This is a genomic window from Pseudomonas sp. TE12508 (assembly GCF_056279485.1).
In genome coordinates this window covers 345,818-369,944 of sequence record NZ_JBWCCN010000002.1, presented here as the reverse complement: position 1 = coordinate 369,944, position 24,127 = coordinate 345,818, and the positions used below count along the sequence as shown (strand labels likewise).

The window sequence follows — 24,127 nt, the reverse complement described above, 5'->3', positions numbered from 1 at the left end:
AGCGGAGCAAGGCCAAAATTGCATCCGGTGCGCTCGTCTATTCTGGCTAAGCTGCACTTTGAGGGGCTTTTATTGGCTCAGGTTAGAGCCGTACCGGAGCGTTTATGCGTTTTGCCTTGGGGGCACTGCTGTTGGTCAGCCTGAGCGTCGCAGCCGCCGAGGCGCCATTGCGCTTTGTCGTGTCCGACAGCTGGGCCATGCCCATGGTGCAGATGGAGCGCGGCGGCCGACCGACCCAGGGCATTCTGCACGACATCATGCTCAGCCTGGCGACACAGGTCGGCATGCCGGCGCAATTTCATGTCTTGCCTCGGGCACGGGTGCAAAACGCCATGGAACACGGCGAAGTCGATGTGCGCTGTTATATTTCACAATCCTGGCTGCCGAATCTGTCCGGCAACTATATCTGGAGCGTTCCACTGCTGGTTCAGCGCGACTTGCTGATTGGCCGGCGAGGCTCACCCGACACGGTCAACCCGGCAGAGCTGCCACAGCAGTCGATCGGCACAGTGCTCGGCTATAGCTACCCGACCCTGCAACCGCTGTTCGACGCCGACCGCCTGCACCGCGATGACGCGCGCAATCAGGAACAGGTGCTGGATAAACTCCTGGCCGGACGCTACCGCTATGCCGTGAGCAGCCAATGGACCCTGGACTGGTTCAACCAGCGCCTGCTACCCGACCGACAACTGCAAAGCGTAGCGCTGGTGCATGAACAAACCGTCGGTTGTTACGTGCGCAACGACCCCAAGGTGCCTGTGCAACGCATTCTGAACACGTTGCAGCACATGAAAATGTCCGGGGAGATCGATGACATCATCCGGCTCTATACCGGTAACCCTGGTCAGTAGCAGCTGCCGAAGCCTGCGTTCGGCGGCGCAGCAGTCGTGAGAAGAGGCCCTGCGGTCTTTCAGTTAAAACGCGAACTCAGGATTTTACGACGGCTGCGCCGCCGAACGCAGGCTTCGCCAGCTGCTACAGGGCGCCGATGGCTCAGGCTGTCTGCTCGAGTGCCTGCCATTGCAACGGGGCGACAAACCCCGCCACCCAGTCCGGCACCTCACCGGGCGGCATCGGGCGCGCGATGAAATAGCCTTGAGCGACTTCGCATCCCAGCCGCAACAGCAATTCACCGTGCTCAACGCTTTCCAGCCCCTCGGCAATCACCTGCCGGCCGAACGCGCGGGCCAAGCCAATCACCGCTGTGGTCAGGGCCAGGTCGTCACGATCATTCAGAATGTCGCGCACGAACGATTTATCAATCTTGATGGTTTGGGTACGTAAACGCTTGAGGTAACTCAGGGACGAGTAACCCGTGCCAAAGTCACCCAGGGAAAACTGCACCCCCAACGCCTGACAGGCCTGCAAACAGGCACTGACATGCTGGATATTCTCGATCGCCACCGACTCGACGATTTCCAGATCGAGCATCTGCGGGGCGACCTGGGCATGTCGAGCGAGTACGTGCTTGAGCCGGTCGACGAAGTCCGTGCGCTGAAAATGTCGCGCCGCGATATTGATACTGATCGGCCAGCCCTGCCCCGCTTGCTGCCAACGGTGCAACTGCGACAGAACCTGATCCATCACCCATTCGCCGATATCGATGATCAGGTCGGTGTCCTCCACCAGCGGCAAAAACTCCCGGGGTGGCACCATGCCGTTTTGTGGGTGCTCCCACCGCAACAACGCCTCAAAACCGACGACCACGCCACGGCGCATGTTCACTTTGGGCTGAAAATGCAGGCGCAACTCACCGGCGACCAACGCCTGACGCACCCGCTCGACGGTCTGGTGAGTGGCCTTGACCTCCTGATCCCGAGAGACATCGAATAGATGAAAGCGGTTTCGCCCGCTCTGCTTGGCCACATACATCGCCTGATCGGCATGACGCAGCAGGGTTTCGGCATCTTCGTTGTCGTGGGGAAACAGGGTAACGCCGATACTGGCGAACACATTGATGTCCTTGCTATGCAGCGTGTAAGGCGCCGAAATCGCCCCCAACACGCGATTCAGCGCTGCGCACAATTCCGGCAGATCACGCACATAACGCAGCACCAGCACGAACTCGTCGCCGGCCAGTCGGGCCACCACGTCTTCGCCGCGCACAATGTCGCGCAAACGCTTGGCCACTTCCACCAGCAACATATCGCCACTGGCGTGACCGTAACCGTCGTTGACCGCCTTGAACCCGTCGAGGTCAAGCATGCACACCGCCAACGGAATGTTTTCATGCCGGGAGAATTCCAGCGCCTGATCGAGTAAATCCGACAGGAAGGCGCGATTGGGCAGCCCGGTCAGCACGTCATGCCCGACCCGCCATTGCAAGGATTGCAGCAGTTGGCGTTTTTCGCTGATGTCGAAACGAATCGACAGGTATCGGTGAACGCGTCCGGTGGCATCGTCGAGCACCGGCACCATGGTGCTGTCGACCCAATACAGGCTGCCATCCTTGGCGCGATTACAGATTTCGCCCTTCCAGATATTGCCCAGGGCGATGGTGCGCCACATGGCGGCGAAGAAATCGGCGGAATGCAGGCCGGAGTTCAGCAGGCGATGGTTCTGCCCCAGCAGTTCCTCGCGGCTGTAGCCGGACACGGCGCAGAACTGATCGTTGACATAGGTAATCCGGCCGTCCAGATCGGTCTCGGAAAAAATCGCGGCTGCATCCACGGCCCTGCGGTATTTCTCATCCATGAGTCAGGCTCACTGTCGCTAGCGGTGGTACCGCTCGACCAGCGCAGGATGCCCGGAAGAGGTGTTTTGAGACGTACTGCGCAGAGACACGTTATCACTCCATGAACAGCATTTGATGACCCCGGACCGCCGAAGATCCAGGGCAAAGTAGCAACACCGACTCTGGTAATATTTCGCGAGGCTTCAGACCGTCAGCGGCCTTTGTGCAGACCCGGCAGGGAACGCAATGCTGGCTTTTTCATATCGCCTAAACTTCAGAAAGCAGATCACCCCAAAATCCTTCGAAGCGGCGATTCTACGAAATGCATCACATTTTGCAAAGCAAGGTGATGGATCATGCAGTTGCCTAATGCAGAAATCTATCGTTAAGTTCTTGATTCTAAATGGGAATTGAGCGATGCAAATTTCAAGTTTGGGTCCGGCCATCCGACGCTACCGTAAGGTCGCAGGGCTTACTCAGGCTGAACTCGGCGAAAAAACCGGTTTTGACCCCAAAACCATCAGTCGCTTCGAAACCGGCACCTATACCCCCAGCGTGGAAGCATTGTTTTTGCTTGCCGACGTGCTGGGCGTGAAGCTGAAAGCCTTTTTCGCAGATCTGGAAGACGAAGATGAACAGCGGGCATACCTGTTCAGCGTCATACACAAAGCCACCCCGAAGGATCTGGGAAAGCTGATCGCAGCGGTTGACCAGGCCTTGTCCAAGCCTAGTAAATGAAGAAAGGAGGCCGATCTGTCGAATGCGACAGATCGGCCTCCTTTTTTATATCCCGCGCTTTAATTCGGAAACGACGAAAAACCGCCCTGGATGAGCTCCATGGCAGGGAAAATAAAACAGTATGTTTAAATAGAAAACACGAAAGAGGGTTCGTGCTGCGTTATGGAGGCAACCCCACCAGCCACACCCCGGCACACAATGTTCCCGCTGTGGCTGCTTCCTTCCGGATCTGACCAGGTTCACGGGTAATCGTTGCGGGGGGACCGATGGGGTCACCATAACGACGCTCACCTGACGGCGAGCCGCGCCATTGTACCTATCTGAGACGAAGTTACAACCGTTCGCGGAGATTAAAAAATATGAGTCCGGTCAAGGACATGCGCTGACCTTTAAAGATCGCAGCCTGCGGCAGCTCCTACATGGATCGGCGTACACCTGTAGGAGTTGCCGCAGGCTGCGATCTTTTGATCCTATTGCGCCAACACCTCATCCGCCCTGCCGCCCTCTTGCTGGATCACCAGATGAATGAAGTGCAGCTTGGCAATCACCGCCGGCGGCAGGGCGAACGGATAAAAATCCGGCTGACCCATGCTGCGCGACAATTCGTTGAGCATGCCGGCCAGTTCGATCCATGCGTTGACGAACGACAGGAACGCCGGACCGCCAGGGTGTTGCGGGTCGAATAGCGTACTGGGCGGAAACGGCTGGTAATCGAAATCCATTTCCTGCGCACTCATGCCAAACCCCAAGGCAGTGTCCACTGCATCCATCATGTGCAGGTAGTGAGCCCAGGTTTCCGCCCAGTCTTCCCAGGGGTGCATGGTGGCGTAGGCGCTGACGTAATATTGCTGCCAGTCGAGCGGCGCGCCTTGCTGATAATGCCGCTCAAGGGCCTCGGCATAGCTTGCTCGCTCGTCACCGAACAGACCGCGGAACGGCTCCAGCCAATGACTGTTGGCGACCAGGCGGTCCCAGTAGTAATGCCCTGTCTCGTGACGAAAGTGACCGAGCAGCGTGCGATAAGGTTCGTGCATCTGCACGCGGACCTGCTCGCGATGGGCATCGTCGGCTTCCTTGATATCGAGGGTGATCAGACCGTTGGCATGCCCGGTGGTCGGCGGCTTGCCTTCGAGATCGATACCGATGAAGTCGAAGGCCAGACCGATGTCTTCGTCCATGGATTTCGGAATGACTGACAAGCCCAGGCTGATCAACTGCGCTACCAGACGACGCTTGGCAATTTCCACTTTGCGCCAGCGCTCGTGGTTCTCGGGGATCGACAGGTCGGGGATGGTGCGATTCAGGCTACAGGCAATGCACAAGGCATCGTGATCATTGGCCGGCAGCAGCCAGTTGCATGCGGCCGGAGAGTCGAGATTGGCGCAGCGGCGGAACACTCCAGCTTCGGGATCGGTGTCGAGCAACCAGGTATCCGCTTGCGGACCGGGCTGCAACGACGACAAGCGACTCTGCTGCGGCTGATAGCCCAGCGCTGCCGAACAGGCCAGGCACTGGCTGTTGCGAAAGAACAGCGACTGCCCACAGCGGCAATGCCAGACCTTGCTGTTGCGCGAACGCTCGCCCATGAAGGGTGCGGCGATGCGTGAACTGAGCTGTTCGAAAAATCGGTACATGGCGATCTCTCCCTGGGGCCTGCGAAGACTAGATCATTCTTGTACCGTGATCGTTCCCACGCTCTGCGTGGGAATGCCGCCTCGGACGCTCCGCGTCCGTTGTGACGCAGAGCGTCACGGGATGCGTTACCACGCAGAGCGTGGGAACGATCAACAGCTGCCGAAGGCTGCGATCCTGGCGATCTTAAACGTCGATACCGTGTTTCTTCAGAAACTCGACAAACGCCTCTTCATCCAGCACTTTCAACCCCAGCTCATTGGCCCTGGCCAACTTCGAGCCCGCGCCCGGCCCGGCGACCACGCAATGGGTCTTGGCCGACACGGAACCGGCCACCTTGGCACCGAGGCTTTCAAGTTTGTCCTTGGCGACATCGCGACTCATCAGCTCCAGCGAACCCGTCAGCACCCAGGTCTGCCCGGCCAGCGGCAAGCCTTCGACGACTTTCTTTTCACTCTGCCAATGCATACCGAAATCGCGCAGCTGCTTTTCGGCAGCTTCGGCGAGCTGACGATTTTCCGTGCCCGCAAAGAACTCACGAACCGAAGTCGCCTGTTTCTCCGGCAGCGCCTGACGCATGTCCAGCCAATCAGCACTCATCACCGCTTCGAGTGAGCCGAACTTGTCCGCAAGCTTCTGCGCCCCGCCCGGCCCGACCGACGGAATGTGCAACTTGTCGAGGAAGCCGCCCAGTGTCGTACTGGCGGAAAATTCGGCACCCAACTCGCCCTGATCCTGAATCTGCATACCGTGCTTGAGCAGATCCGCGATCACCTGCCGGTTATGCGCGTCTTCAAAGAAGCTGTGAATCTCGTGAGCCACTTCCAGCCCGACATCCGGCAGGTACGTGAGCACTTGCGGCAACGCCTGTTGAACACGCTCCAGCGAGCCGAGAGAGCGCGCGAGCACCTTCGCCGTTTCTTCGCCGACATCGGGAATGCCCAAGGCGTAGATGAACCGCGCCAGACTCGGCCGCTTACTGTCTTCAATGGCGCCAAGCAGGTTCTTGCTCGACAGCTCGGCAAAGCCTTCCAGATCAACAATCTGCTCGAACGTCAGGGCATAGAGATCGGCCGGCGAACTCACCAGGCCTTCGTCCACCAATTGCTCGACGCTCTTCTCGCCCAGCCCTTCGATGTCCATGGCGCGGCGCGAGACAAAGTGAATGATCGCTTGCTTGAGTTGCGCACCGCAGGCCAGACGGCCGACACAGCGATACACCGCGCCTTCGCTGATGGTCTCGCGGCCCTTGCTGCGCTTGACCAGTTGCGTACGCTCGACATGAGAACCGCAGACCGGGCACTGCTCGGGAATCTGCACCGGCCGGGCATTCTCCGGACGGCGCTCGGCGACCACTTGCACCACTTGCGGAATCACATCACCGGCGCGACGGATGATCACCGTGTCACCGATCATCAGGCCCAGCCGCGCAACCTCATCCATGTTGTGCAAGGTCGCATTGGCCACGGTGACGCCAGCCACCTTGACCGGTTTCAAGCGCGCCACCGGCGTCACGGCACCGGTGCGCCCCACCTGGAACTCCACATCGAGCAGTTCGGTGAGCTCCTCCATGGCCGGGAATTTATGGGCGATTGCCCAACGCGGTTCGCGGGCGCGAAAGCCCAGTTCACGCTGGGACGCAATGCTGTTGACCTTGAACACCACGCCGTCGATTTCATACGGCAGCGCATTACGGCGTTCGCCGATGTCACGGTAGTAATCCAGGCATTCAGCGATGCCATTGGCCAGTTTCAGCTCATGACTGATCGGCATGCCCCAGGCTTTGAGTTGCTGCAGATTGCCGATGTGCGTGTCGGCGATATCGGCCGAAATCTGGCCGATGCCGTAGCAGCAGAATTCCAGCGGACGGTTGGCGGTAATCTTCGAATCCAGCTGCCGCAAGCTGCCCGCCGCCGCATTACGCGGGTTGGCGAAGGTCTTGCCGCCGACTTCCAGTTGCGTGGCGTTGAGCCGCTCGAAACCGGCCTTGGACATGAACACTTCACCCCGCACTTCCAGGGTCGCCGGCCAACCGGTGCCATGCAGCTTGAGCGGAATATTGCGCACGGTGCGCACGTTGACGCTGATGTCTTCACCGGTGGTGCCATCGCCGCGTGTGGCGCCACGCACCAGCACACCGTCCTGGTACAGCAGACTGACCGCCAGGCCATCGAGCTTGGGTTCGCAGCTGTACTCCACCGCCGCGCCACCGCCGAACAGGTCGCCGACCGGCAAGTCCAGACCTTCCGTCACCCGGCGATCGAATTCGCGCATGTCGGTTTCTTCGAAGGCGTTGCCCAGGCTGAGCATTGGCACTTCATGGCGCACCTGAGTGAACGCCGACAGCGCCGCGCTGCCGACACGCTGGGTCGGCGAGTCGCTGGTGATCAATTCGGGATGGGCTGCTTCGAGGGCCTTGAGCTCGTGGAACAAGCGATCGTATTCGGCGTCCGGAATGCTCGGTTCGTCCAGCACGTGGTAGCGATAGTTGTGCTGATCGAGCTCGGCGCGCAGCTCTAGAATGCGGTTTTTGGCGGCGGTCATGGGTGTTCTCTCATAAAGCAAAAGAGCAGCCGAGGCTGCTCTATCTCATCTCATCAAGATCAAGAGATCGCAGCCTCGTTTCACTCGACAGCCCCTACAGAAAATCGCGAACCCTGTAGGAGCTGTCGAGTGAAACGAGGCTGCGATCTTTTGACTTTAACGCTTCTGGGTCAAAGCGCGACGCTCGAACTCAACGATGCGCTGACGGTAGTGCTCAATCGTTTGGGCAGTCAGCACGCTGCGCTGGTCGTCTTTCAGTTCGCCGTTCAGCTCTTGGGACAGTTTGCGAGCAGCAGCCACCATCACGTCGAAAGCTTGCTTGGGATGACGCGGGCCTGGCAGACCGAGGAAGAAGCTCACCGCCGGGGTGCTGAAATGATCGATATCATCCAGATCGAAGACACCCGGCTTGACCGCGTTGGCCATGGAGAACAGGACTTCGCCGTTACCGGCCATGCTTTCGTGACGGTGGAAAATGTCCATCTCGCCGAAACGCAGACCGCTTTCCAGAATGTTCTGCAGCAGTGCCGGGCCCTTGAAGCCAGCCGGGTCGCGGCAGATCACGCTGATCACCAGTACTTCTTCGGCTTGCGGCTGATCTTTCTCGGCCGAGCTGGCAGGCTTGCTGTCATCCGGGAAATCGTCGTCGCGGCTGTTGAAGCTCGGGCCGCCGTCCAGATCCAGATTGAGATTCAAGTCGCCTTGCGACGGCTCGCCGTGGCCACGCTTGCCGCGCTTGGAACCCGACTCGCGAGGTTCACGGGCAGGCATGCTCACCGACGGCAGATCATGCTCGTCCAGTTGCGGTTCTTTATGGGTATCCAGCACGCGGGGCGGGCCCAACAGCTCGGCGCTGGTGTCCTCATCCGGCAAATTGGACAAACTTCGGTCAAGACGGAATTTCAGTTTTCCCTTGCCGCCGCGCATGCGACGCCAGCCATCGAAAAGTATACCGGCAATGACAATAATGCCGATGACGATCAGCCACTCGCGCAGACCGATTTCCATGTAATCCCGTGCCTCTATAAAAAATGCTGAAAAATAAGGGGTTTACATTGTGCAAACCGCTTTAAAACGTGGCGCCAACTCTATGTTCTGACAGGCGTTTTGCCCACGTATACGAAAAATTGACATTAAACTAGCACGACCAAAGGCAACTTTACACCGTCTCTCACAGTGGCTTGCGCGAATTATGTCGATTGGCCAGCAAGTCAAGGCAGGTAAAAAGCCCTACAGTTCAATAATACTTGCCCTACACGCAATGACTCAGGCGTCCACCATGGCCATCGCCTCCTCCACATCCACTGCCACCAGACGCGAGCAACCGGGCTCGTGCATCGTCACCCCCATTAATTGATCGGCCATTTCCATAGCGATCTTGTTGTGGGTGATGTAGATGAACTGCACCGTCTGCGACATTTCCTTGACCAGCCGTGCGTAGCGTCCAACGTTAGCGTCATCCAATGGCGCGTCAACCTCATCGAGCATGCAGAACGGCGCCGGATTCAATTTGAAGATGGCAAATACCAGGGCCAATGCGGTCAGGGCTTTTTCGCCACCGGAGAGCAAATGGATGGTGCTGTTCTTCTTTCCTGGCGGCTGCGCCATGATCGTTACCCCTGTATCGAGTAGATCTTCGCCCGTCAGTTCCAAATACGCGCGTCCTCCACCGAAAACTTTTGGGAAAAGGGCCTGTAAACCGCCATTGATCTGATCAAAGGTATCTTTGAAGCGGTTTCGGGTTTCCTTGTCGATCTTGCGAATGACGTTCTCAAGCGTGTCCAGCGCTTCCACCAAATCGTCGTTCTGAGCATCCAGATAACGCTTACGCTCGGATTGTTGCTGGTATTCGTCGATGGCTGCGAGGTTGATCGCCCCGAGGCGCTGAATCCGCGCGGCAATGCGCTCGAGTTCTTCTTCGGCGTCTTTCTCGTTGGCCCCGGCCAGCAGCGTGGCGAGCACGCCGTTGAGGTCGTAGCCGTCTTCGAGCAATTGATCCTGCAACGTCTTGCGTCGCACCGTCAGCGCTTGCCATTCCATGCGCTGCTGCTCGAGCTGGCTGCGAATCAACTGGGATTGCTGCTCGGCCTGAGTGCGGCGCTTCTCGGCATCGCGCAGTTCGCGGTCGGCATCTTCCATGGCCATTTGCGCGGTCTTGAGTTCTTCGTCAACCGTCATGCGCTTGTCGAGCAGCTCTTCGAGTTTCAGCCGCAGCTCTTCCAGTGGCGCCTCGCCCTCTTCCAGATTGAGGCTCAACTGTTCGCGCTTCTCGGTCAGGCGCTCGGACTGCATTTCCAGCCGTTCAAGGGCCTGACGAGTGGAGTCGTGTTGCGCCTTCAGCGAACCGAGGCGCACCGCCAATTGATGCGCATGATCCTTATGCTGTCGGGCTTCCTGACGCACCCGGTCGAGGCGTTCGCGCAGGCTGTCGCGCTGGGCCAACAGCAATTCACGCTGCTCGGTGTCCAGCGCCATGCTGTCGAGAGCTTCCTGCAATTGCAGGCGCGCTTCGCCGATGTTCTCGTGTTCCAGGGCGCGCTGTTCACTCAACTCGGTGAGTTCTTCATCGAGACGGGTACGGCGCAACGTCAACTGCTCGACCTTGGCTTTGCCGGCGGACAGCTGGGCTTTCAATTCGCCTTGCTGACGGGCTTCGTCTTGCAGCAAACGGCGCAAATGTTCGCGGCCGTTTTCCTGCTGACGCTGTTGCGCCCTGAGATTCTGAAGTTGGGTTTCCAGGGTTTCGACCGTGGCTTCGCGCTCTTCGCGTTCAAGGCCCAAACGCTGGATTTCCTGGCCACGGGCGAGCACGCCGCTTTCCGCTTCGCTGGCCCGCCGCACACGTAAAAAGTGTCGGCCGACCCAGTAACCGTCGCGGCTGATCAGGCTTTGCCCGGCAGCCAATTGCCCGCGCAACGCCAAGGCCTGTTCAAGGCTGTCGACCGGTTTGACCTGTCCCAGCCATGGCGACAAATCAATCTGCGCCTCGACCTTGTCGAGCAAACTGCCGGGCACTCGCACGCCATCGGTGGCCGGGCTGAGCAGGCGCAAATCGCCTTGGGCAAACCCGGCCAGATCGAAATCACCGAAGTCATCCACCAGCACCGCTTGCAGGTCGGCGCCGAGCACGGTTTCTACCGCCAGCTCCCAACCGGCCTCGACCTTCAGGCCTTCGGCCAGACGCGGGCGATCCGCCAGATGCTGTTCGCGCAGCCATTCGGCAGTGCCGGTGCCGGGATCGAGCGCGGCTTGCTGCAAGGCTTCCAGCGACGCCAATCGCCCGTTGAGCCGCTGCAAATCACCTTGGGCCTGCTGCTGCGCCGAAAGCGCTTGCTGCAACTCCTGACGCAGTTGCTCAAGGCGCTCGACCTGAGCCTCTTCACTGGCCTGCAAGTCTTCGAGCGTGGCCTCGGACGCCGCCAACTGCTCGCTGAGTTCCATGATCGCCGCGTCTTCCGGATCCGCCGATAGCAACGCACGCTCTTCACCAAGACGCTTCTGACGATCGGCCAAACGTTCCAGGCTGGTTTCCAGCTGCTGGATCCGCGACTGCTGAACTTCAGCCTGACGGCGCGGCTCGGCAGCGGTGAGGTTGAACGCGTCCCACTGTTCCTGCCAGCCATGCATGGTGGTTTCGGATTCTTCGAGCGCGGCAGCAGCTTCTTCGGCGGCGGCGCTGGTGACTTCCTGTTCCGGCGTGAGCATGTCCAGCTCTTCGCCCAAGGTCAGCAGCAAGGTGCGGTCGTGACCCAAGTGAGACTCGGTTTCCAGCCGCGCGCGCTCGGCTTCTTTCAGGTCGTCCTGTAGCTGACGCAAACGTTGCTGACCGTGCTGAATGCTCTGCTCGACCCGGGCGATGTCGCCGCCGACCGAATAGAAACGCCCCTGCACCAGATTGAAGCGTTCGGACAGATCGTGATGACCGTCGCGCAGGCGTTCGATGGCCGCGTCGGCATTGCGCTGCTCAGCCACCAGGGCTTCGAAGGTGATTTCCTGGGTGCCGATGATCGACTCGCGCTGGCCGACCTGTTCGTTCAACGCCTGCCAGCGCAGGGCCGACAGCTGGGCCTTGAGCTGGCGCTCTTCGCCTTTGTATTCCTGATACTTCTTGGCGGCCTCGGCCTGGCGGTGCAAGCGTTCAAGCTGACGCTCGAGCTCTTCGCGCAGGTCGGTCAGGCGGGCAAGGTTTTCGTGGGTGCGGCGGATACGGTTTTCAGTCTCGCGCCGACGTTCCTTGTACTTGGAAATACCAGCGGCTTCTTCGATGAAATTGCGCAGGTCTTCGGGCTTGGACTCGATCAGCTTGGAGATCATGCCCTGTTCGATGATCGAGTAGCTGCGCGGGCCGAGGCCGGTACCCAGAAAGATGTCGGTGATATCGCGGCGACGGCATTTGGTGCCGTTGAGGTAGTAAGTGGTCTGGCTGTCGCGGGTCACTTTGCGGCGAATGGAAATCTCCGCATAGGCGGCCCATTCGCCGAGCAGGGTGCCGTCGGAGTTATCGAACACCAGCTCAATGCTCGCCTGACTCACCGGTTTACGGCTGGTCGAGCCGTTGAAGATGACGTCGGTCATCGACTCGCCGCGCAAGTTCTTGGCCGAGCTCTCGCCCATCACCCAACGCACGGCGTCGATGATGTTCGACTTGCCGCAACCATTGGGCCCGACCACTGCCGCCATGTTACTGGGGAAGTTTACCGTGGTCGGGTCGACGAAGGATTTGAACCCCGCCAGTTTGATGCATTTGAGCCGCACGCTTAAGCGACCGTCAGGGCAGAAATCACCAGATCGCAACTGCGCTGGGCATACGCCATCAGCACCACGCGGATCTGAGGAAAGTCACGAGCCAGCACGGCAGCGAGCAAGCGTTCGAACAGCTCGAGGAACTCGCTCATCGAGGCCTTGCGCTGATCCAGCGCGAGGAAATACGCGCGGCTCATGGCCGGCTGCAAATTCTCGACGGTTTCCTGCAAGTACGGGTTGTTGGCGAACGGATAGGCGGCGCGCATCACACTGAAGCTGTCGTCGACGAACGTGCGGATGTCCTGGCGTTCGTAGCTGGCAGTCAGGCGCTGCTGGATCTCCACGAACGGTGCCATGTCGGCCTGGACTTGCCAGCCGCTGGCCACGGCATTGCCGAGCAGAATGTACAACTCGCTCATCAGCGTGCACAGGCTTTGTACCTTGTGCGCCGTCAATTCGGTCACGTGGGCGCCACGTCGCGGCAAAATCGCGATCAAGTGGCGGCGCTCAAGGATCAGCAAGGCTTCACGGACTGAACCGCGGCTGACATTGAGCGCCAGCGTGACCTTCTGTTCCTGAATGCGCTCCCCCGGCTTCATTTCGCCGCGAATGATACGTTCGGCGAGGTGGTGAGCGATTTGCTCGGCGAGGCTGTCCGGCGCCTTGAACGTCATGGTTGTCCTTCAAACTCTTCGATCTGCACAAGCGGCGCAGTGTAGCGCAATTGATCGGTCATGGCGGAGTGCCCACCCAGCGGTTTTTGGCACGATTCACGCAAACAGCAAGCTATCCCGTGAGGGTCAATAATGAAGGAACGAGTCGTTGATCGACAAAATGCTATTTCCTGACCTTTAAGTCAGAAAATCATTGACCGAAAAGTCAGACCTGATAAATTCGGCTCATGTCGGTTAACAACAATAATGAGTTTGCGAGGCCTTCCGTGATCCAGTTTTTACTCAACCAGGAACTCCGTAGCGAGCACGCCCTGGACCCGAACCTGACCGTGCTCAACTATCTGCGCGAACATGTGGGCAAACCCGGCACTAAAGAAGGCTGCGCCAGCGGTGACTGTGGTGCCTGCACCGTGGTGGTCGGCGAGCTGCAGACGGACGACGATGGCCGCGAACACATTCGCTATCGCAGCCTCAACTCGTGCCTGACGTTCGTCTCCTCCTTGCACGGCAAGCAACTGATCAGCGTCGAAGACCTCAAGCACCAGGGCGAACTGCACAGCGTGCAAAAAGCCATGGTCGAGTGCCACGGTTCGCAATGCGGTTTCTGCACCCCGGGCTTCGTGATGTCGTTGTTCGCGCTGCAAAAGAACAGCGACCAGCCCGACGCCCATAAAGCCCACGAAGCCCTGGCCGGCAACCTCTGCCGCTGCACCGGTTATCGGCCGATCCTGGCCGCTGCCGAGCAATCATGCTGTGGCAAACAACCCGACCAATTCGATGCGCGAGAAGCAGACACCATCGCTCGCCTGAAAGCCATCGCCCCCACCGATATCGGCGAACTCAACAGTGGCGACAAGCGCTGCCTGGTGCCGTTGACCGTGGCCGATCTGGCCGACCTCTACGATGCTTATCCACAGGCCCGCCTGCTGGCCGGCGGCACTGATCTGGCGCTGGAAGTCACCCAGTTCCACCGCACCTTGCCGGTGATGATCTACGTCGGCAACGTCGCTGAAATGAAACGCATCGAACGCTTCGACGATCGCCTGGAAATCGGCGCCGCCACCGCCCTCTCCGACTGCTACGACGCCTTGAAGGCCGAGTACCCGGACTTCGGCGAGTTGCTGCAACGCTTCGCCTCCCTGCAAATTCGCAATCAGGGCACCTTGGGCGGCAACATCGGCAACGCCTCGCCGATCGGTGACTCACCACCGCTGCTGATCGCCCTCGGCGCGCAGATCGTCCTGTGTAAAGGCGAAACTCGCCGCACCATGGCACTGGAAGACTACTTCATCGATTACCGGGTGACCGCGCGTCAGGAAAGCGAGTTCATCGAAAAGATCATCGTGCCGCGCGCCAGCGTTGAACAACTGTTCCGCGCCTACAAGGTATCCAAGCGTCTGGACGATGACATTTCCGCCGTTTGTGCCGCGTTCAACCTGCGCATCGACACCGGCGTGATCGCCGACGCCCGCGTTGCTTTCGGCGGCATGGCGGCCATTCCAAAACGCGCCAAAAACTGCGAGGCCGCCCTGCTCGGTGCGCCGTTCAACAACGCCACCCTCGAACGCGCCTGCGCTGCATTGGCCGAAGACTTCACGCCACTCTCGGACTTTCGCGCCAGCAAGGAATACCGCCTGCTCAGCGCGCAGAACCTGCTGCGTAAATACTTCATCGAACTGCAAACACCGCACATCGAGACTCGGGTGACCGCTTATGTCTAATCATCACGCTGTAGAGAAGACCCAAGCCGAACTGGCTGAATTGTTCGCCAAGGACCTGACCACCGGTGTCGGCCGCAGCGTCAAGCACGACAGCGCCGACAAGCATGTGTCCGGCGAAGCGCAGTACATCGACGATCGGCTGGAATTCCCCAATCAGCTGCACGTTTATGCACGGCTGTCAGACCGCGCCCACGCAAAAATCATCAGCGTCGACACCAAGCCTTGCTACGCCTTCGAAGGCGTGCGCATCGCAATCACCCACGAAGATGTGCCAGGCCTGAAAGACATCGGCCCACTGCTGCCGGGCGACCCATTGCTGGCCATCGATGACGTGCAGTTCGTCGGTCAACCGGTACTGGCCGTTGCGGCGAAAGACCTGGAAACCGCACGCAAAGCAGCGATGGCCGCGATCATCGAATACGAAGATCTCGAACCCGTTCTGGACGTGGTAGAAGCCCTGCGCAAACGCCACTTCGTGCTCGACAGCCACACCCACCAGCGTGGCGATTCGGCCACCGCGCTTTCTACTGCCGAACATCGCATTCAAGGCACGCTGCACATCGGCGGCCAGGAACACTTCTATCTGGAAACCCAGATCTCTTCGGTGATGCCGACCGAAGACGGCGGCATGATCGTTTATTGCTCGACCCAGAACCCCACCGAAGTGCAGAAACTGGTGGCGGAAGTGCTGGACGTGTCGATGAACAAAATCGTCGTTGATATGCGCCGCATGGGCGGTGGTTTCGGCGGCAAGGAAACCCAGGCGGCAAGCCCGGCGTGCCTGTGCGCGGTGATCGCGCACCTGACCGGCCAGCCGACCAAAATGCGCCTGCCGCGTGTCGAAGACATGCTGATGACCGGCAAGCGTCACCCGTTCTACGTCGAGTACGACGTGGGCTTCGACAGCACCGGTCGCTTGCATGGCATTGCGCTGGAACTGGCCGGCAACTGCGGTTGCTCACCGGATTTGTCGGCGTCAATTGTCGACCGCGCGATGTTCCATGCCGACAACTCTTATTACCTGGGCGACGCGACCATCAACGGTCACCGCTGCAAAACCAACACCGCGTCGAACACCGCTTACCGTGGTTTCGGCGGCCCGCAAGGCATGGTCGCCATCGAAGAAGTGATGGACGCGATTGCCCGGCATCTGGGCCTCGATCCGCTGGCCGTGCGCAAGGCCAACTACTACGGCAAGACCGAGCGCAACATCACCCATTACTACCAGACCGTCGAGCACAACATGCTCGAGGAAATGACCGCCGAACTGGAAGAAAGCAGCCAGTACGCCGAGCGTCGCGAAGCGATCCGTCGCTACAACGCCAACAGCCCGATCCTGAAAAAAGGCCTGGCGCTGACCCCGGTGAAATTCGGTATCTCCTTCACCGCCAGTTTCCTCAACCAGGCCGGCGCACTGATCCACATCTACACCGACGGTAGCATCCACCTGAACCACGGCGGCACTGAAATGGGCCAGGGTCTGAACACCAAGGTTGCGCAAGTCGTGGCTGAAGTGTTCCAGGTGGAAATGGACCGCGTGCAGATCACCGCGACCAACACCGACAAGGTCCCGAACACCTCGCCAACCGCTGCTTCGAGCGGCGCCGACCTCAATGGTAAAGCGGCGCAAAACGCGGCTGAAATCATCAAGAAACGCCTGGTGGAATTCGCCGCGCGGCAATACAAGGTCAGTGAAGAAGACGTGGAGTTCCACAACGGTCACGTTCGGGTCCGCGATCACATCCTGACGTTTGAATCGCTGATCCAGCAGGCGTATTTCGCTCAGGTGTCGCTGTCGAGCACCGGCTTCTACAAGACCCCGAAAATCTACTACGACCGCAGCCAGGCGCGGGGTCGGCCGTTCTACTACTACGCCTTCGGTGCAGCCTGCGCCGAGGTGATCGTCGACACCCTGACCGGCGAGTACAAGATGCTGCGTACCGACATTCTTCACGATGTCGGCGACTCGCTGAACCCGGCGATCGACATCGGTCAGGTCGAGGGTGGTTTCATCCAGGGCATGGGCTGGCTGACCATGGAAGAACTGGTGTGGAACAACAAGGGCAAACTGATGACCAACGGCCCGGCCAGCTACAAGATCCCGGCGGTGGCAGACATGCCATTGGACCTGCGGGTGAAGCTGGTGGAAAACCGCAAGAACCCGGAAGACACGGTCTTCCATTCCAAGGCCGTGGGTGAGCCGCCGTTCATGCTCGGCATTGCCGCGTGGTGCGCGATCAAGGACGCCGTGGCCAGTTTGGGCGACTACCAGCATCAACCGAAAATCGACGCACCGGCGACCCCGGAGCGGGTGTTGTGGGGCTGTGAGCAGATGCGGCAGTTGAAGGCTTTGAAGCCTGTTGAGGCTGAAGTCGAGTTGGCTTCGCTCTAAACCGCGGCGCGGCCAATCGCCAGCAGGCTGGCTCCCACAGGATTTGCGTTGAATCCAGATTGTGTGGACACCACAAACCCTGTGGGAGCTAGCCTGCTAGCGATGACGGCCGAACAGACAACAAAGATGTCGAGGTGAAACATGTACAACTGGATCGACGCCCTCGCCGACCTGCAAACCCGGGGTGAACCCTGTGTGTTGGTGACCATCATCGAAGAGCTCGGCTCGACGCCGCGTAATGCCGGCTCGAAGATGGTCATCAGCGCCACGCAAACGTTCGACACCATCGGTGGCGGGCATCTGGAGTACAAGGCCATGCAGATCAGCCGCGAGATGCTGGCCAGCGGCCGACAGGACACCCATCTGGAGCGCTTCAGCCTAGGCGCCAGCCTGGGCCAGTGCTGCGGTGGCGTGACCGTATTGCTGTTCGAACCGATGGGCCAGGTTCAGGCGCAGATCGCTGTGTTTGGCGCCGGCCACGTCGGCCGGGCGCTGGTGCCGCTGCTCGCCAGCCTGCCCTGCCGGGTGCGCTGGATCGACTCGCGGGAAGCTGAATTCCCCGATCAGATCCCCCACGGCGTGCGCAAAATAGTCACTGAAGAACCGCTGGATGAAGTGGATGATCTGCCCGCCGGCAGCTACTGCATCGTCATGACCCACAACCACCAGCTCGACCTTGAACTCACCGCCGCGATTCTCAAGCGCAACGACTTCGCCTACTTCGGCCTGATCGGTTCGAAGACCAAACGGGTGAAGTTCGAACACCGCCTGCGTGACCGCGGCTTCGACAGCACCGTGCTGCAACGCATGCGCTGCCCGATGGGCATCGGCGAAGTCAAAGGCAAGTTGCCTGTGGAAATCGCCATCTCCATCGCCGGCGAAATCATCGCCACCTATAACGCGAATTTCGGCCAGCACACCGCCAGCGCCGGATCATCGATCGCCAAACTGCTGCCTGCTTCACGCCGCAGCCAAGCTTTGAACTGAAAGCTTCGAACTGAACAGCTTCGAACTAATTGAGAACGCTCATGCCTCTGACTCGCAAAGCCTACCGCGCCGCCATTCTGCACAGCATCGCCGACCCTGCCGAAGTGGGTATCGAAGCCTCGTACGAATATTTCGAAGACGGCCTGCTGGTGGTCGATAACGGCCAGATCAGTGCCATCGGCCACGCCAGCGAATTGCTGCCGACCCTGCCGGCCGACATCGAGATCACCCATTATCAGGACGCGCTGATCACCCCGGGCTTCATCGACACCCACATCCACCTGCCGCAAACCGGCATGGTCGGCGCCTACGGCGAACAACTTCTGGACTGGCTGAACACCTACACCTTCCCCTGTGAAAGCCAGTTCGCCGACAAGAACCATGCGGACGAAGTCGCGGACATTTTCATCAAGGAACTGCTGCGCAACGGTACCACCACGGCGCTGGTGTTCGGCAGCGTGCATCCGCAGTCGGTGAACTCGTTCTTCGAGGCCGCCGAACAGCTGGACCTGCGAATGATTGCCGGCAAGGTGATGATGGATCGCAACGCGCCGGACTACCTGACCGACACCGCCGAATCGAGCTACGTTGAAAGCAAGGCGCTGATCGAGCGCTGGCACGGCAAGGGTCGCTTGCACTACGCGGTCACTCCGCGTTTTGCACCGACCAGCACCCCGGAACAACTGACCCTCGCCGGCCAGTTGCTCAGCGAATACCCGGATCTGTACATGCAGACCCACATCAGCGAAAACCTCAAGGAAATCGAGTGGGTCAAGGCGCTGTTCCCGGAGCGCAAGGGCTACCTGGATGTCTACGATCACTACCAATTGCTCGGCGAGCGCTCGGTGTTCGCTCACGGCGTGCACCTGTGCGACGACGAGTGTGCGCGGCTGGCGGAAACCGGCTCGGCGATTGCGTTTTGCCCGACCTCGAACTTGTTCCTCGGCAGCGGCCTGTTCAATCTGCCGATGGCCGAGAAGCACAAACTCAATGTCGGTCTCGGTACCGACGTTGGTGGCGGCACCAGCTTCTCGCTGCTGCAAACCCTGAACGAAGCCTACAAAGTCATGCAACTGCAAGGCGCGCGGCTGAGCCCGTTCAAGTCGCTGTACCTGGCCACCCTCGGCGGCGCCCGCGCGCTACGTCTGGAAGACAAGATCGGTACCTTGCAACCGGGCACCGACGCGGACTTCCTGGTGCTGGATTACAACGCCACGCCACTGCTCAGCTATCGCCTGAAACAGGCCAATAACATTGCCGAGACGTTGTTTGTATTGATGACGCTGGGGGATGACCGGACTGTTCTGCAGACGTATGCGGCGGGGAATCTGGTGCATCAGCGCTAGTTTTCTCCAAGCATAAAAAATCCCCCGCAATCGTTGGTTGCGGGGGATTGATCGTTCCCACGCTCCGCGTGGGAATGCAGCCCGGGACGCTCCGCGTCCCAATCCAGAGCCGAACGCAGAGCGTCCGTTGAGGCATTCCCACGCAGAGCGTGGGAACGATCAGCGTCAGGAAGTCAGAGCTTGGCTGTTGAACGCCCAGGCTTCTTGGTCTGCAACAAATGCGAAAACACCGCATGCAAATCATCCGACGCACTTTCTTCGTCGAGGTTGAGTTTGCTGTCGATGTGGTCCATGTGATGCATCATCAAATCCACCGCCAGCGTCGCGTCCCGCGCTTCGATGGCGTTGATCAACTGAGTGTGTTCATCGTAGGAACAGTGGGAACGGTTGCCGCTCTCGTACTGGGCGATGATCAACGAAGTCTGGGACACCAGGCTGCGCTGGAAGCTGATCAGCGGCGCGTTTTTCGCCGCTTCGGCCAGCTTCAAGTGAAACTCGCCCGACAGACGGATTCCGGCACCACGATCGCCACGGGAGAAGCTGTCGCGCTCATCGTTGACCATCTGCCGCAAGTCGGCAATTTCCTCGGCGGTGGCATGCTGAACCGCCAATTCAGTGATCGCCCGCTCCACCAGACGCCGCGCCATAAACACCTGGCGGGCCTCTTCGACACTCGGGCTGGCAACGACAGCACCGCGATTCGGTCGCAGCAACACCACGCCTTCATGGGCCAGACGCGACAGCGCTCGGCGAATGATGGTGCGGCTGACCCCGAAAATTTCCCCCAGCGCTTCTTCGCTCAACTTGGTGCCGGGCGCCAGACGCTGTTCGAGGATGGCCTCGAAGATATGCGCGTAGACAATATCGTCCTGGGTACCGCTGCGCCCGGCTTTGCCTGCTCGCGGTTGTTTCTTGAGGGGTTGCAACTGTTCGTTCATGGGCACTCGAGTCGGGAGAACTGCGGCGAATTGACCGTGACTGTAATACGGCACAGTGGGTCGCTGGCAAGTATCGCGTAAAAAACACCGCGATTGTACACAATGGAAGGTGGCAACACGACTGTACGGCTGTTTGTCGCCTTCGCTGTATTGCAACGACCGGTTACTTTTCAGTTTAGGCTTGAACGCAGAATCCGCAGCCTGAACACAATCCCTTGTGGGAGCGTGGCTTGCCCGCGAAGGCGCCGTGTCATTCAGCATTGATGTCGACTGACACTACGCCTTCGCGGGCAAGCCACGCTCCCACAGGGTTCAGCGTCGCTTCGGACATCTTCATGTATAAGGAACACCGCTTTCATGACCGACGCCACGCACACGCAGCTTCGCCCTCTGACTGACACATCACCCTCGGCCATCGTCGCCGGGTTCATTGCCATGATGACCGGCTACACCAGCTCACTGGTGCTAATGTTCCAGGCCGGGCAAGCAGCAGGCCTGACCAGCGGACAGATTTCGTCGTGGATCTGGGCGATCTCTATCGGCATGGCGGTGTGCTCGATCGGCTTGTCCCTGCGCTACCGCACCCCGATCACCATCGCCTGGTCGACCCCTGGCGCAGCGTTGCTGATCACCAGCCTTGGCGGTGTCAGTTACGGCGAGGCCATCGGCGCCTACATCACCTGCGCGGTGCTGGTGACGATCTGTGGCCTCACCGGCAGCTTCGAACGGTTGGTGAAAAAGATCCCGGCATCGCTGGCGGCGGCGTTGCTGGCGGGAATTCTGTTCAAAATTGGCAGCGAGATTTTCGTCGCTGCCCAGCACCGCACTGCGCTGGTCCTGGGAATGTTCTTCACCTATCTGCTGGTCAAGCGCCTCTCGCCGCGCTACGCCGTGCTCGCCGCGCTGTTGATCGGCACTGTGCTGTCAGGATTTATGGGGTTGCTGGATTTCAGTGGCTTCCATCTGGAAGTCGCGACACCGGTCTGGACTACACCGCATTTCTCCCTGGCCGCGACCATCAGCATTGGCATTCCGCTGTTCGTGGTGGCGATGACCTCGCAGAACATGCCGGGTATCGCCGTATTGCGCGCCGATGGCTACAACGTGCCGGCCTCACCGCTGATCACCACCACCGGCATTGCCTCGTTGCTGTTGGCGCCCTTCGGCTCCCATGGGATCAACCTGGCCGCCATCAGCGCGGCAATCTGCACCGGGCCGCATGCCCATGAAGATCGCAACAAGCGCTACACGGCCGCCGTCTGGTGCGGGATTTTCTACGGGATTGCCGGGGTGTTCGGCGCGACGCTGGCGGCGTTGTTTGCCGCATTACCTAAAGAGCTGGTGCTGTCGATTGCCGCGCTGGCGCTGTTCGGCTCGATCATCAATGGGTTGAGCATTGCCATGGCGCAAGTGCAGGAACGGGAAGCAGCGCTGATTACCTTTATGGTCACGGCGTCGGGGTTGACGCTGTTTTCCATCGGTTCGGCGTTCTGGGGGATTGTGGCGGGGGTGTTGACGTTGGTTATTTTGAACTGGCGTGGAGCCTAGAAGATCGCAGCCTCGTTTCACTCGACAGCTCCTACAGGGCAACGCGTTCCAAGGTAGGCGCTGTGTAGAGGCTGCGATCCTTTGATCTTCACAAAAAAAACGGCGACCCTTGGGTCGCCGTTTTTTAGAACATCAAGCTACCGGATTGATCGGCTTTTCCGGGTACCAGACGTCGATCAGCGGGCTGACGGTTGCTTCGGTCAGTTCGCTGCGGCCTTTGAGCCAGGCTTCAACAGCAGCACGCTGCTCTTCGGAGACCGAGCCACGCTTTTGCAGGCAAACCAGACCGAAGTCGTCGCCGCCAACATAGCCCAGACCGTTGGCTTCCATGGCTTCTTTCAGGAACGCGTCGAGGAAAGCATCAATGGCTTCATCAGCCAAATCTTCTTTGAAATCCAGGTTCAGTTCGAAACCCAGCTCTTGAAATTCATCGACGCACAGTTTTTTGCGCAGACGCTGGGAACGGTTAGTCGCCATTGGAACAATCCTCATAAGTATTAACGGGCCGCACTTTAGCAGTTTAAGGCGCCGATTGCCCGTCTCAGAATGCCGCTACACCTACCGCCGGTAAAAAAATAGCGGATTAGACGACCGGGGTACGGCACAAGCTGTTGCACCTTGGGGCATAATGCCGACACTTTCATGACCGCTGAGGGAATTTATCTCCATGCCCTCGTCTTTTTTCCCCTCGGCTGTAGGGTTTTATTTCAAATGATCAAATCTTTGCGTCCATTGCTGCTGGCCAGCCTTCTTCTGCCCCTGGCCCTCCCCGTTTCCGCCGCCTCGATCAACACCGCCCTGTCGCCCAACGTCGAAAAGGCGCTCAAGGCCAGCAAACTGCAAGACAGTGCCCTGTCACTGGTAATGATCCCGCTCAACGGCCCGGGCACCCCAACCATTCATAACGCTGATGTTTCGGTCAACCCGGCCTCGACCATGAAGCTGGTGACCACGTACGCCGCGCTGGAAATGCTCGGCCCGAACCACCAGTGGAAAACCGAGTTCTACACCGACGGCACCCTCAGCGGCGGCATCCTCAACGGCAACCTCTACCTCAAGGGTGGCGGCGATCCGAAGCTGAACATGGAAAAACTCTGGCTGCTGATGCGCGACTTGCGCGCCAACGGCGTGACCCAGGTCACCGGCGACCTGGTGCTGGACCGCGGCTTCTTCGTTCAACCACAACTGCCTGAATTCAACGACGACGGCAACGACGAGAACAAACCGTTCCTGGTCAAACCCGACGCGCTGCTGGTCAACCTCAAGGCCCTGCGCTTCGTGGCCCGCAACGACTCGGGCAAGGTCCTGGTGTCGGTCGAGCCGCCGATTGCCAGCATCCGCATCGACAATCAGGTCAAGGCGCTCAACTCCAAGCAATGCACCGGTGGCGTGCGTTACAACCCGGTGCCCCAGGCTGATGGCAGCGTCACCGTGACCGTCGGCGGTCAGTTGGGCGAAGGCTGCAGCTCCCAGACCTACCTGTCGCTGCTCGACCACGCGACCTACACCGCTGGCGCTGTGCGGGCGATCTGGAAGGAATTGGGCGGCAGCATCCAGGGCCAGGATCGTCTGGCACCGACGCCGAGCAACGCCAAGGTGCTGGCCCGGGCCTACTCGCCAGACCTGGCGGAGATCATTCGCGACATCAACAAATACAGTAACAACACCATGGCTCAGCAGTTGTTCCTGAGCCTGGGCCAGAAGTTCCGCACGGATGCCGACGGTGACGACGCCAAGGCAGCCCAGCGCGTGGTGCGTCAGTGGCTGGCGAGAAAAGGCATCACTGCGCCGCACCTGGTGATGGAGAACGGCTCCGGCCTGTCCCGCGCCGAGCGAGTGAGTGCCCGTGAAATGGCCGCGATGCTGCAAGCCGCCTGGCGCAGCCCGTATTCCGCCGAGTTCATCAGCTCGATGCCAATTGCCGGCACCGACGGCACCATGCGCAAACGCCTGAAGACCACCGCGATGCGCGGTGAAGCCCACGTCAAGACCGGCACCCTGAACACCGTACGCGCCATCTCCGGCTACAGCCGCGACATCAATGGCAATACCTGGGCGGTGGTGGCGATCCTCAACGACAAGGCACCATTTGGCGCCTCCTCGGTGCTGGATCAGGTGCTGCTGGATCTGTACCGCCAGCCGAAACTGCCGGAAACGGCTTCGGTGTTGTAACCCCCCAATCCGATCGTT

General features: G+C 59.6%; 16 protein-coding genes and 1 other RNA gene. 8 read left to right on the top strand and 9 right to left on the bottom strand.

Going from position 1 to position 24,127, the window contains the following annotated elements; translation table 11 throughout:
• Positions 1–104: 104 nt before the first annotated feature.
• Positions 105–851 carry a substrate-binding periplasmic protein gene (locus ACZ9IM_RS03965; protein ID WP_476223417.1) on the top strand — a complete coding sequence of 249 codons (747 nt, stop codon included), beginning with the start codon at positions 105–107 and terminating at the stop codon, positions 849–851.
• Between the two features lie 142 nt (positions 852–993).
• On the opposite strand, the gene ACZ9IM_RS03960 is transcribed toward ACZ9IM_RS03965, so the two are convergent.
• Positions 994–2,694, bottom strand: a complete 1,701-nt coding sequence (locus ACZ9IM_RS03960) for a putative bifunctional diguanylate cyclase/phosphodiesterase (protein ID WP_476223416.1) — start codon at positions 2,692–2,694, stop codon at positions 994–996.
• A 397-nt stretch (positions 2,695–3,091) separates the two neighbouring features.
• Between ACZ9IM_RS03960 and ACZ9IM_RS03955 the strand changes: the two genes are divergently transcribed.
• Entirely contained in the window at positions 3,092–3,412 is a 321-nt protein-coding gene (locus tag ACZ9IM_RS03955) for a helix-turn-helix domain-containing protein (RefSeq protein WP_008072451.1), read from the top strand.
• Between the two features lie 172 nt (positions 3,413–3,584).
• On the opposite strand, the gene ffs is transcribed toward ACZ9IM_RS03955, so the two are convergent.
• The 6 genes from ffs to ACZ9IM_RS03925 form a co-directional block, all read right to left on the bottom strand.
• Positions 3,585–3,681: signal recognition particle sRNA small type (gene ffs / locus ACZ9IM_RS03950), an RNA gene on the bottom strand.
• A 201-nt stretch (positions 3,682–3,882) separates the two neighbouring features.
• A complete protein-coding gene (locus ACZ9IM_RS03945) occupies positions 3,883–5,046 on the bottom strand; it encodes a zinc-binding metallopeptidase family protein (protein ID WP_476223415.1) in 1,164 nt (387 codons plus the stop codon).
• Positions 5,047–5,230: 184 nt separating this feature from the next.
• A complete protein-coding gene (ligA, locus tag ACZ9IM_RS03940; RefSeq protein WP_476223414.1) occupies positions 5,231–7,588 on the bottom strand; it encodes an NAD-dependent DNA ligase LigA in 2,358 nt (785 codons plus the stop codon).
• A gap of 156 nt (positions 7,589–7,744) precedes the next feature.
• Complete coding sequence (gene zipA / locus ACZ9IM_RS03935; protein WP_476223413.1) at positions 7,745–8,596, bottom strand: cell division protein ZipA; 852 nt, start codon at positions 8,594–8,596, stop codon at positions 7,745–7,747.
• A gap of 258 nt (positions 8,597–8,854) precedes the next feature.
• Positions 8,855–12,343: a chromosome segregation protein SMC gene (gene smc / locus ACZ9IM_RS03930; protein WP_427625533.1), complete on the bottom strand. Its 3,489-nt coding sequence runs from the start codon at positions 12,341–12,343 to the stop codon at positions 8,855–8,857.
• A 2-nt stretch (positions 12,344–12,345) separates the two neighbouring features.
• Positions 12,346–13,005, bottom strand: coding sequence for a GntR family transcriptional regulator (locus ACZ9IM_RS03925; RefSeq protein WP_427625532.1), 660 nt, complete (start codon positions 13,003–13,005; stop codon positions 12,346–12,348).
• 266 nt (positions 13,006–13,271) lie between these two features.
• Between ACZ9IM_RS03925 and xdhA the strand changes: the two genes are divergently transcribed.
• From xdhA to guaD, 4 genes are all read left to right on the top strand, one after another.
• Positions 13,272–14,726 (top strand): xanthine dehydrogenase small subunit, encoded by a 1,455-nt coding sequence (gene xdhA / locus ACZ9IM_RS03920; RefSeq protein WP_476223412.1) that lies wholly within the window; start codon positions 13,272–13,274, stop codon positions 14,724–14,726.
• On the top strand, positions 14,719–17,118 hold the full coding sequence (xdhB, locus tag ACZ9IM_RS03915; protein WP_476223411.1) for a xanthine dehydrogenase molybdopterin binding subunit: 2,400 nt from the start codon (positions 14,719–14,721) through the stop codon (positions 17,116–17,118). Before xdhA ends, xdhB begins: the two co-directional genes overlap by 8 nt.
• A gap of 141 nt (positions 17,119–17,259) precedes the next feature.
• A complete protein-coding gene (xdhC, locus tag ACZ9IM_RS03910) occupies positions 17,260–18,105 on the top strand; it encodes a xanthine dehydrogenase accessory protein XdhC (RefSeq protein WP_476223410.1) in 846 nt (281 codons plus the stop codon).
• A gap of 41 nt (positions 18,106–18,146) precedes the next feature.
• Complete coding sequence (guaD, locus tag ACZ9IM_RS03905) at positions 18,147–19,451, top strand: guanine deaminase (protein ID WP_427625528.1); 1,305 nt, start codon at positions 18,147–18,149, stop codon at positions 19,449–19,451.
• Positions 19,452–19,624: 173 nt separating this feature from the next.
• On the opposite strand, the gene ACZ9IM_RS03900 is transcribed toward guaD, so the two are convergent.
• Entirely contained in the window at positions 19,625–20,389 is a 765-nt protein-coding gene (locus tag ACZ9IM_RS03900) for a GntR family transcriptional regulator (RefSeq protein WP_007896961.1), read from the bottom strand.
• A gap of 357 nt (positions 20,390–20,746) precedes the next feature.
• On the opposite strand from ACZ9IM_RS03900, the gene ACZ9IM_RS03895 reads away from it, so the two are divergent.
• Positions 20,747–21,937 (top strand): benzoate/H(+) symporter BenE family transporter, encoded by a 1,191-nt coding sequence (locus ACZ9IM_RS03895; protein ID WP_476223409.1) that lies wholly within the window; start codon positions 20,747–20,749, stop codon positions 21,935–21,937.
• A 132-nt stretch (positions 21,938–22,069) separates the two neighbouring features.
• Here the strand turns inward: ACZ9IM_RS03895 and ACZ9IM_RS03890 are convergent, their stop codons facing one another.
• Positions 22,070–22,414 carry a YggL family protein gene (locus tag ACZ9IM_RS03890; protein WP_007896965.1) on the bottom strand — a complete coding sequence of 115 codons (345 nt, stop codon included), beginning with the start codon at positions 22,412–22,414 and terminating at the stop codon, positions 22,070–22,072.
• Positions 22,415–22,648: 234 nt separating this feature from the next.
• Between ACZ9IM_RS03890 and dacB the strand changes: the two genes are divergently transcribed.
• Positions 22,649–24,109, top strand: coding sequence for a D-alanyl-D-alanine carboxypeptidase/D-alanyl-D-alanine endopeptidase (gene dacB, locus ACZ9IM_RS03885; protein ID WP_038979930.1), 1,461 nt, complete (start codon positions 22,649–22,651; stop codon positions 24,107–24,109).
• Positions 24,110–24,127: the final 18 nt, after the last annotated feature.

Bases quoted from the DNA above. Each gene is read 5' to 3' on its own strand.
- ACZ9IM_RS03965 (WP_476223417.1), top strand. From the start codon at position 105: ATGCGTTTTGCCTTGGGGGCACTGCTGTTGGTCAGCCTGAGCGTCGCA.
- ACZ9IM_RS03960 (WP_476223416.1), bottom strand. From the start codon at position 2,694: ATGGATGAGAAATACCGCAGGGCCGTGGATGCAGCCGCGATTTTTTCC.
- ACZ9IM_RS03955 (WP_008072451.1), top strand. From the start codon at position 3,092: ATGCAAATTTCAAGTTTGGGTCCGGCCATCCGACGCTACCGTAAGGTC.
- ACZ9IM_RS03945 (WP_476223415.1), bottom strand. From the start codon at position 5,046: ATGTACCGATTTTTCGAACAGCTCAGTTCACGCATCGCCGCACCCTTC.
- ligA (WP_476223414.1), bottom strand. From the start codon at position 7,588: ATGACCGCCGCCAAAAACCGCATTCTAGAGCTGCGCGCCGAGCTCGAT.
- zipA (WP_476223413.1), bottom strand. From the start codon at position 8,596: ATGGAAATCGGTCTGCGCGAGTGGCTGATCGTCATCGGCATTATTGTC.
- ACZ9IM_RS03925 (WP_427625532.1), bottom strand. From the start codon at position 13,005: ATGACGTTCAAGGCGCCGGACAGCCTCGCCGAGCAAATCGCTCACCAC.
- xdhB (WP_476223411.1), top strand. From the start codon at position 14,719: ATGTCTAATCATCACGCTGTAGAGAAGACCCAAGCCGAACTGGCTGAA.
- xdhC (WP_476223410.1), top strand. From the start codon at position 17,260: ATGTACAACTGGATCGACGCCCTCGCCGACCTGCAAACCCGGGGTGAA.
- guaD (WP_427625528.1), top strand. From the start codon at position 18,147: ATGCCTCTGACTCGCAAAGCCTACCGCGCCGCCATTCTGCACAGCATC.
- ACZ9IM_RS03900 (WP_007896961.1), bottom strand. From the start codon at position 20,389: ATGAACGAACAGTTGCAACCCCTCAAGAAACAACCGCGAGCAGGCAAA.
- ACZ9IM_RS03895 (WP_476223409.1), top strand. From the start codon at position 20,747: ATGACCGACGCCACGCACACGCAGCTTCGCCCTCTGACTGACACATCA.
- ACZ9IM_RS03890 (WP_007896965.1), bottom strand. From the start codon at position 22,414: ATGGCGACTAACCGTTCCCAGCGTCTGCGCAAAAAACTGTGCGTCGAT.
- dacB (WP_038979930.1), top strand. From the start codon at position 22,649: ATGATCAAATCTTTGCGTCCATTGCTGCTGGCCAGCCTTCTTCTGCCC.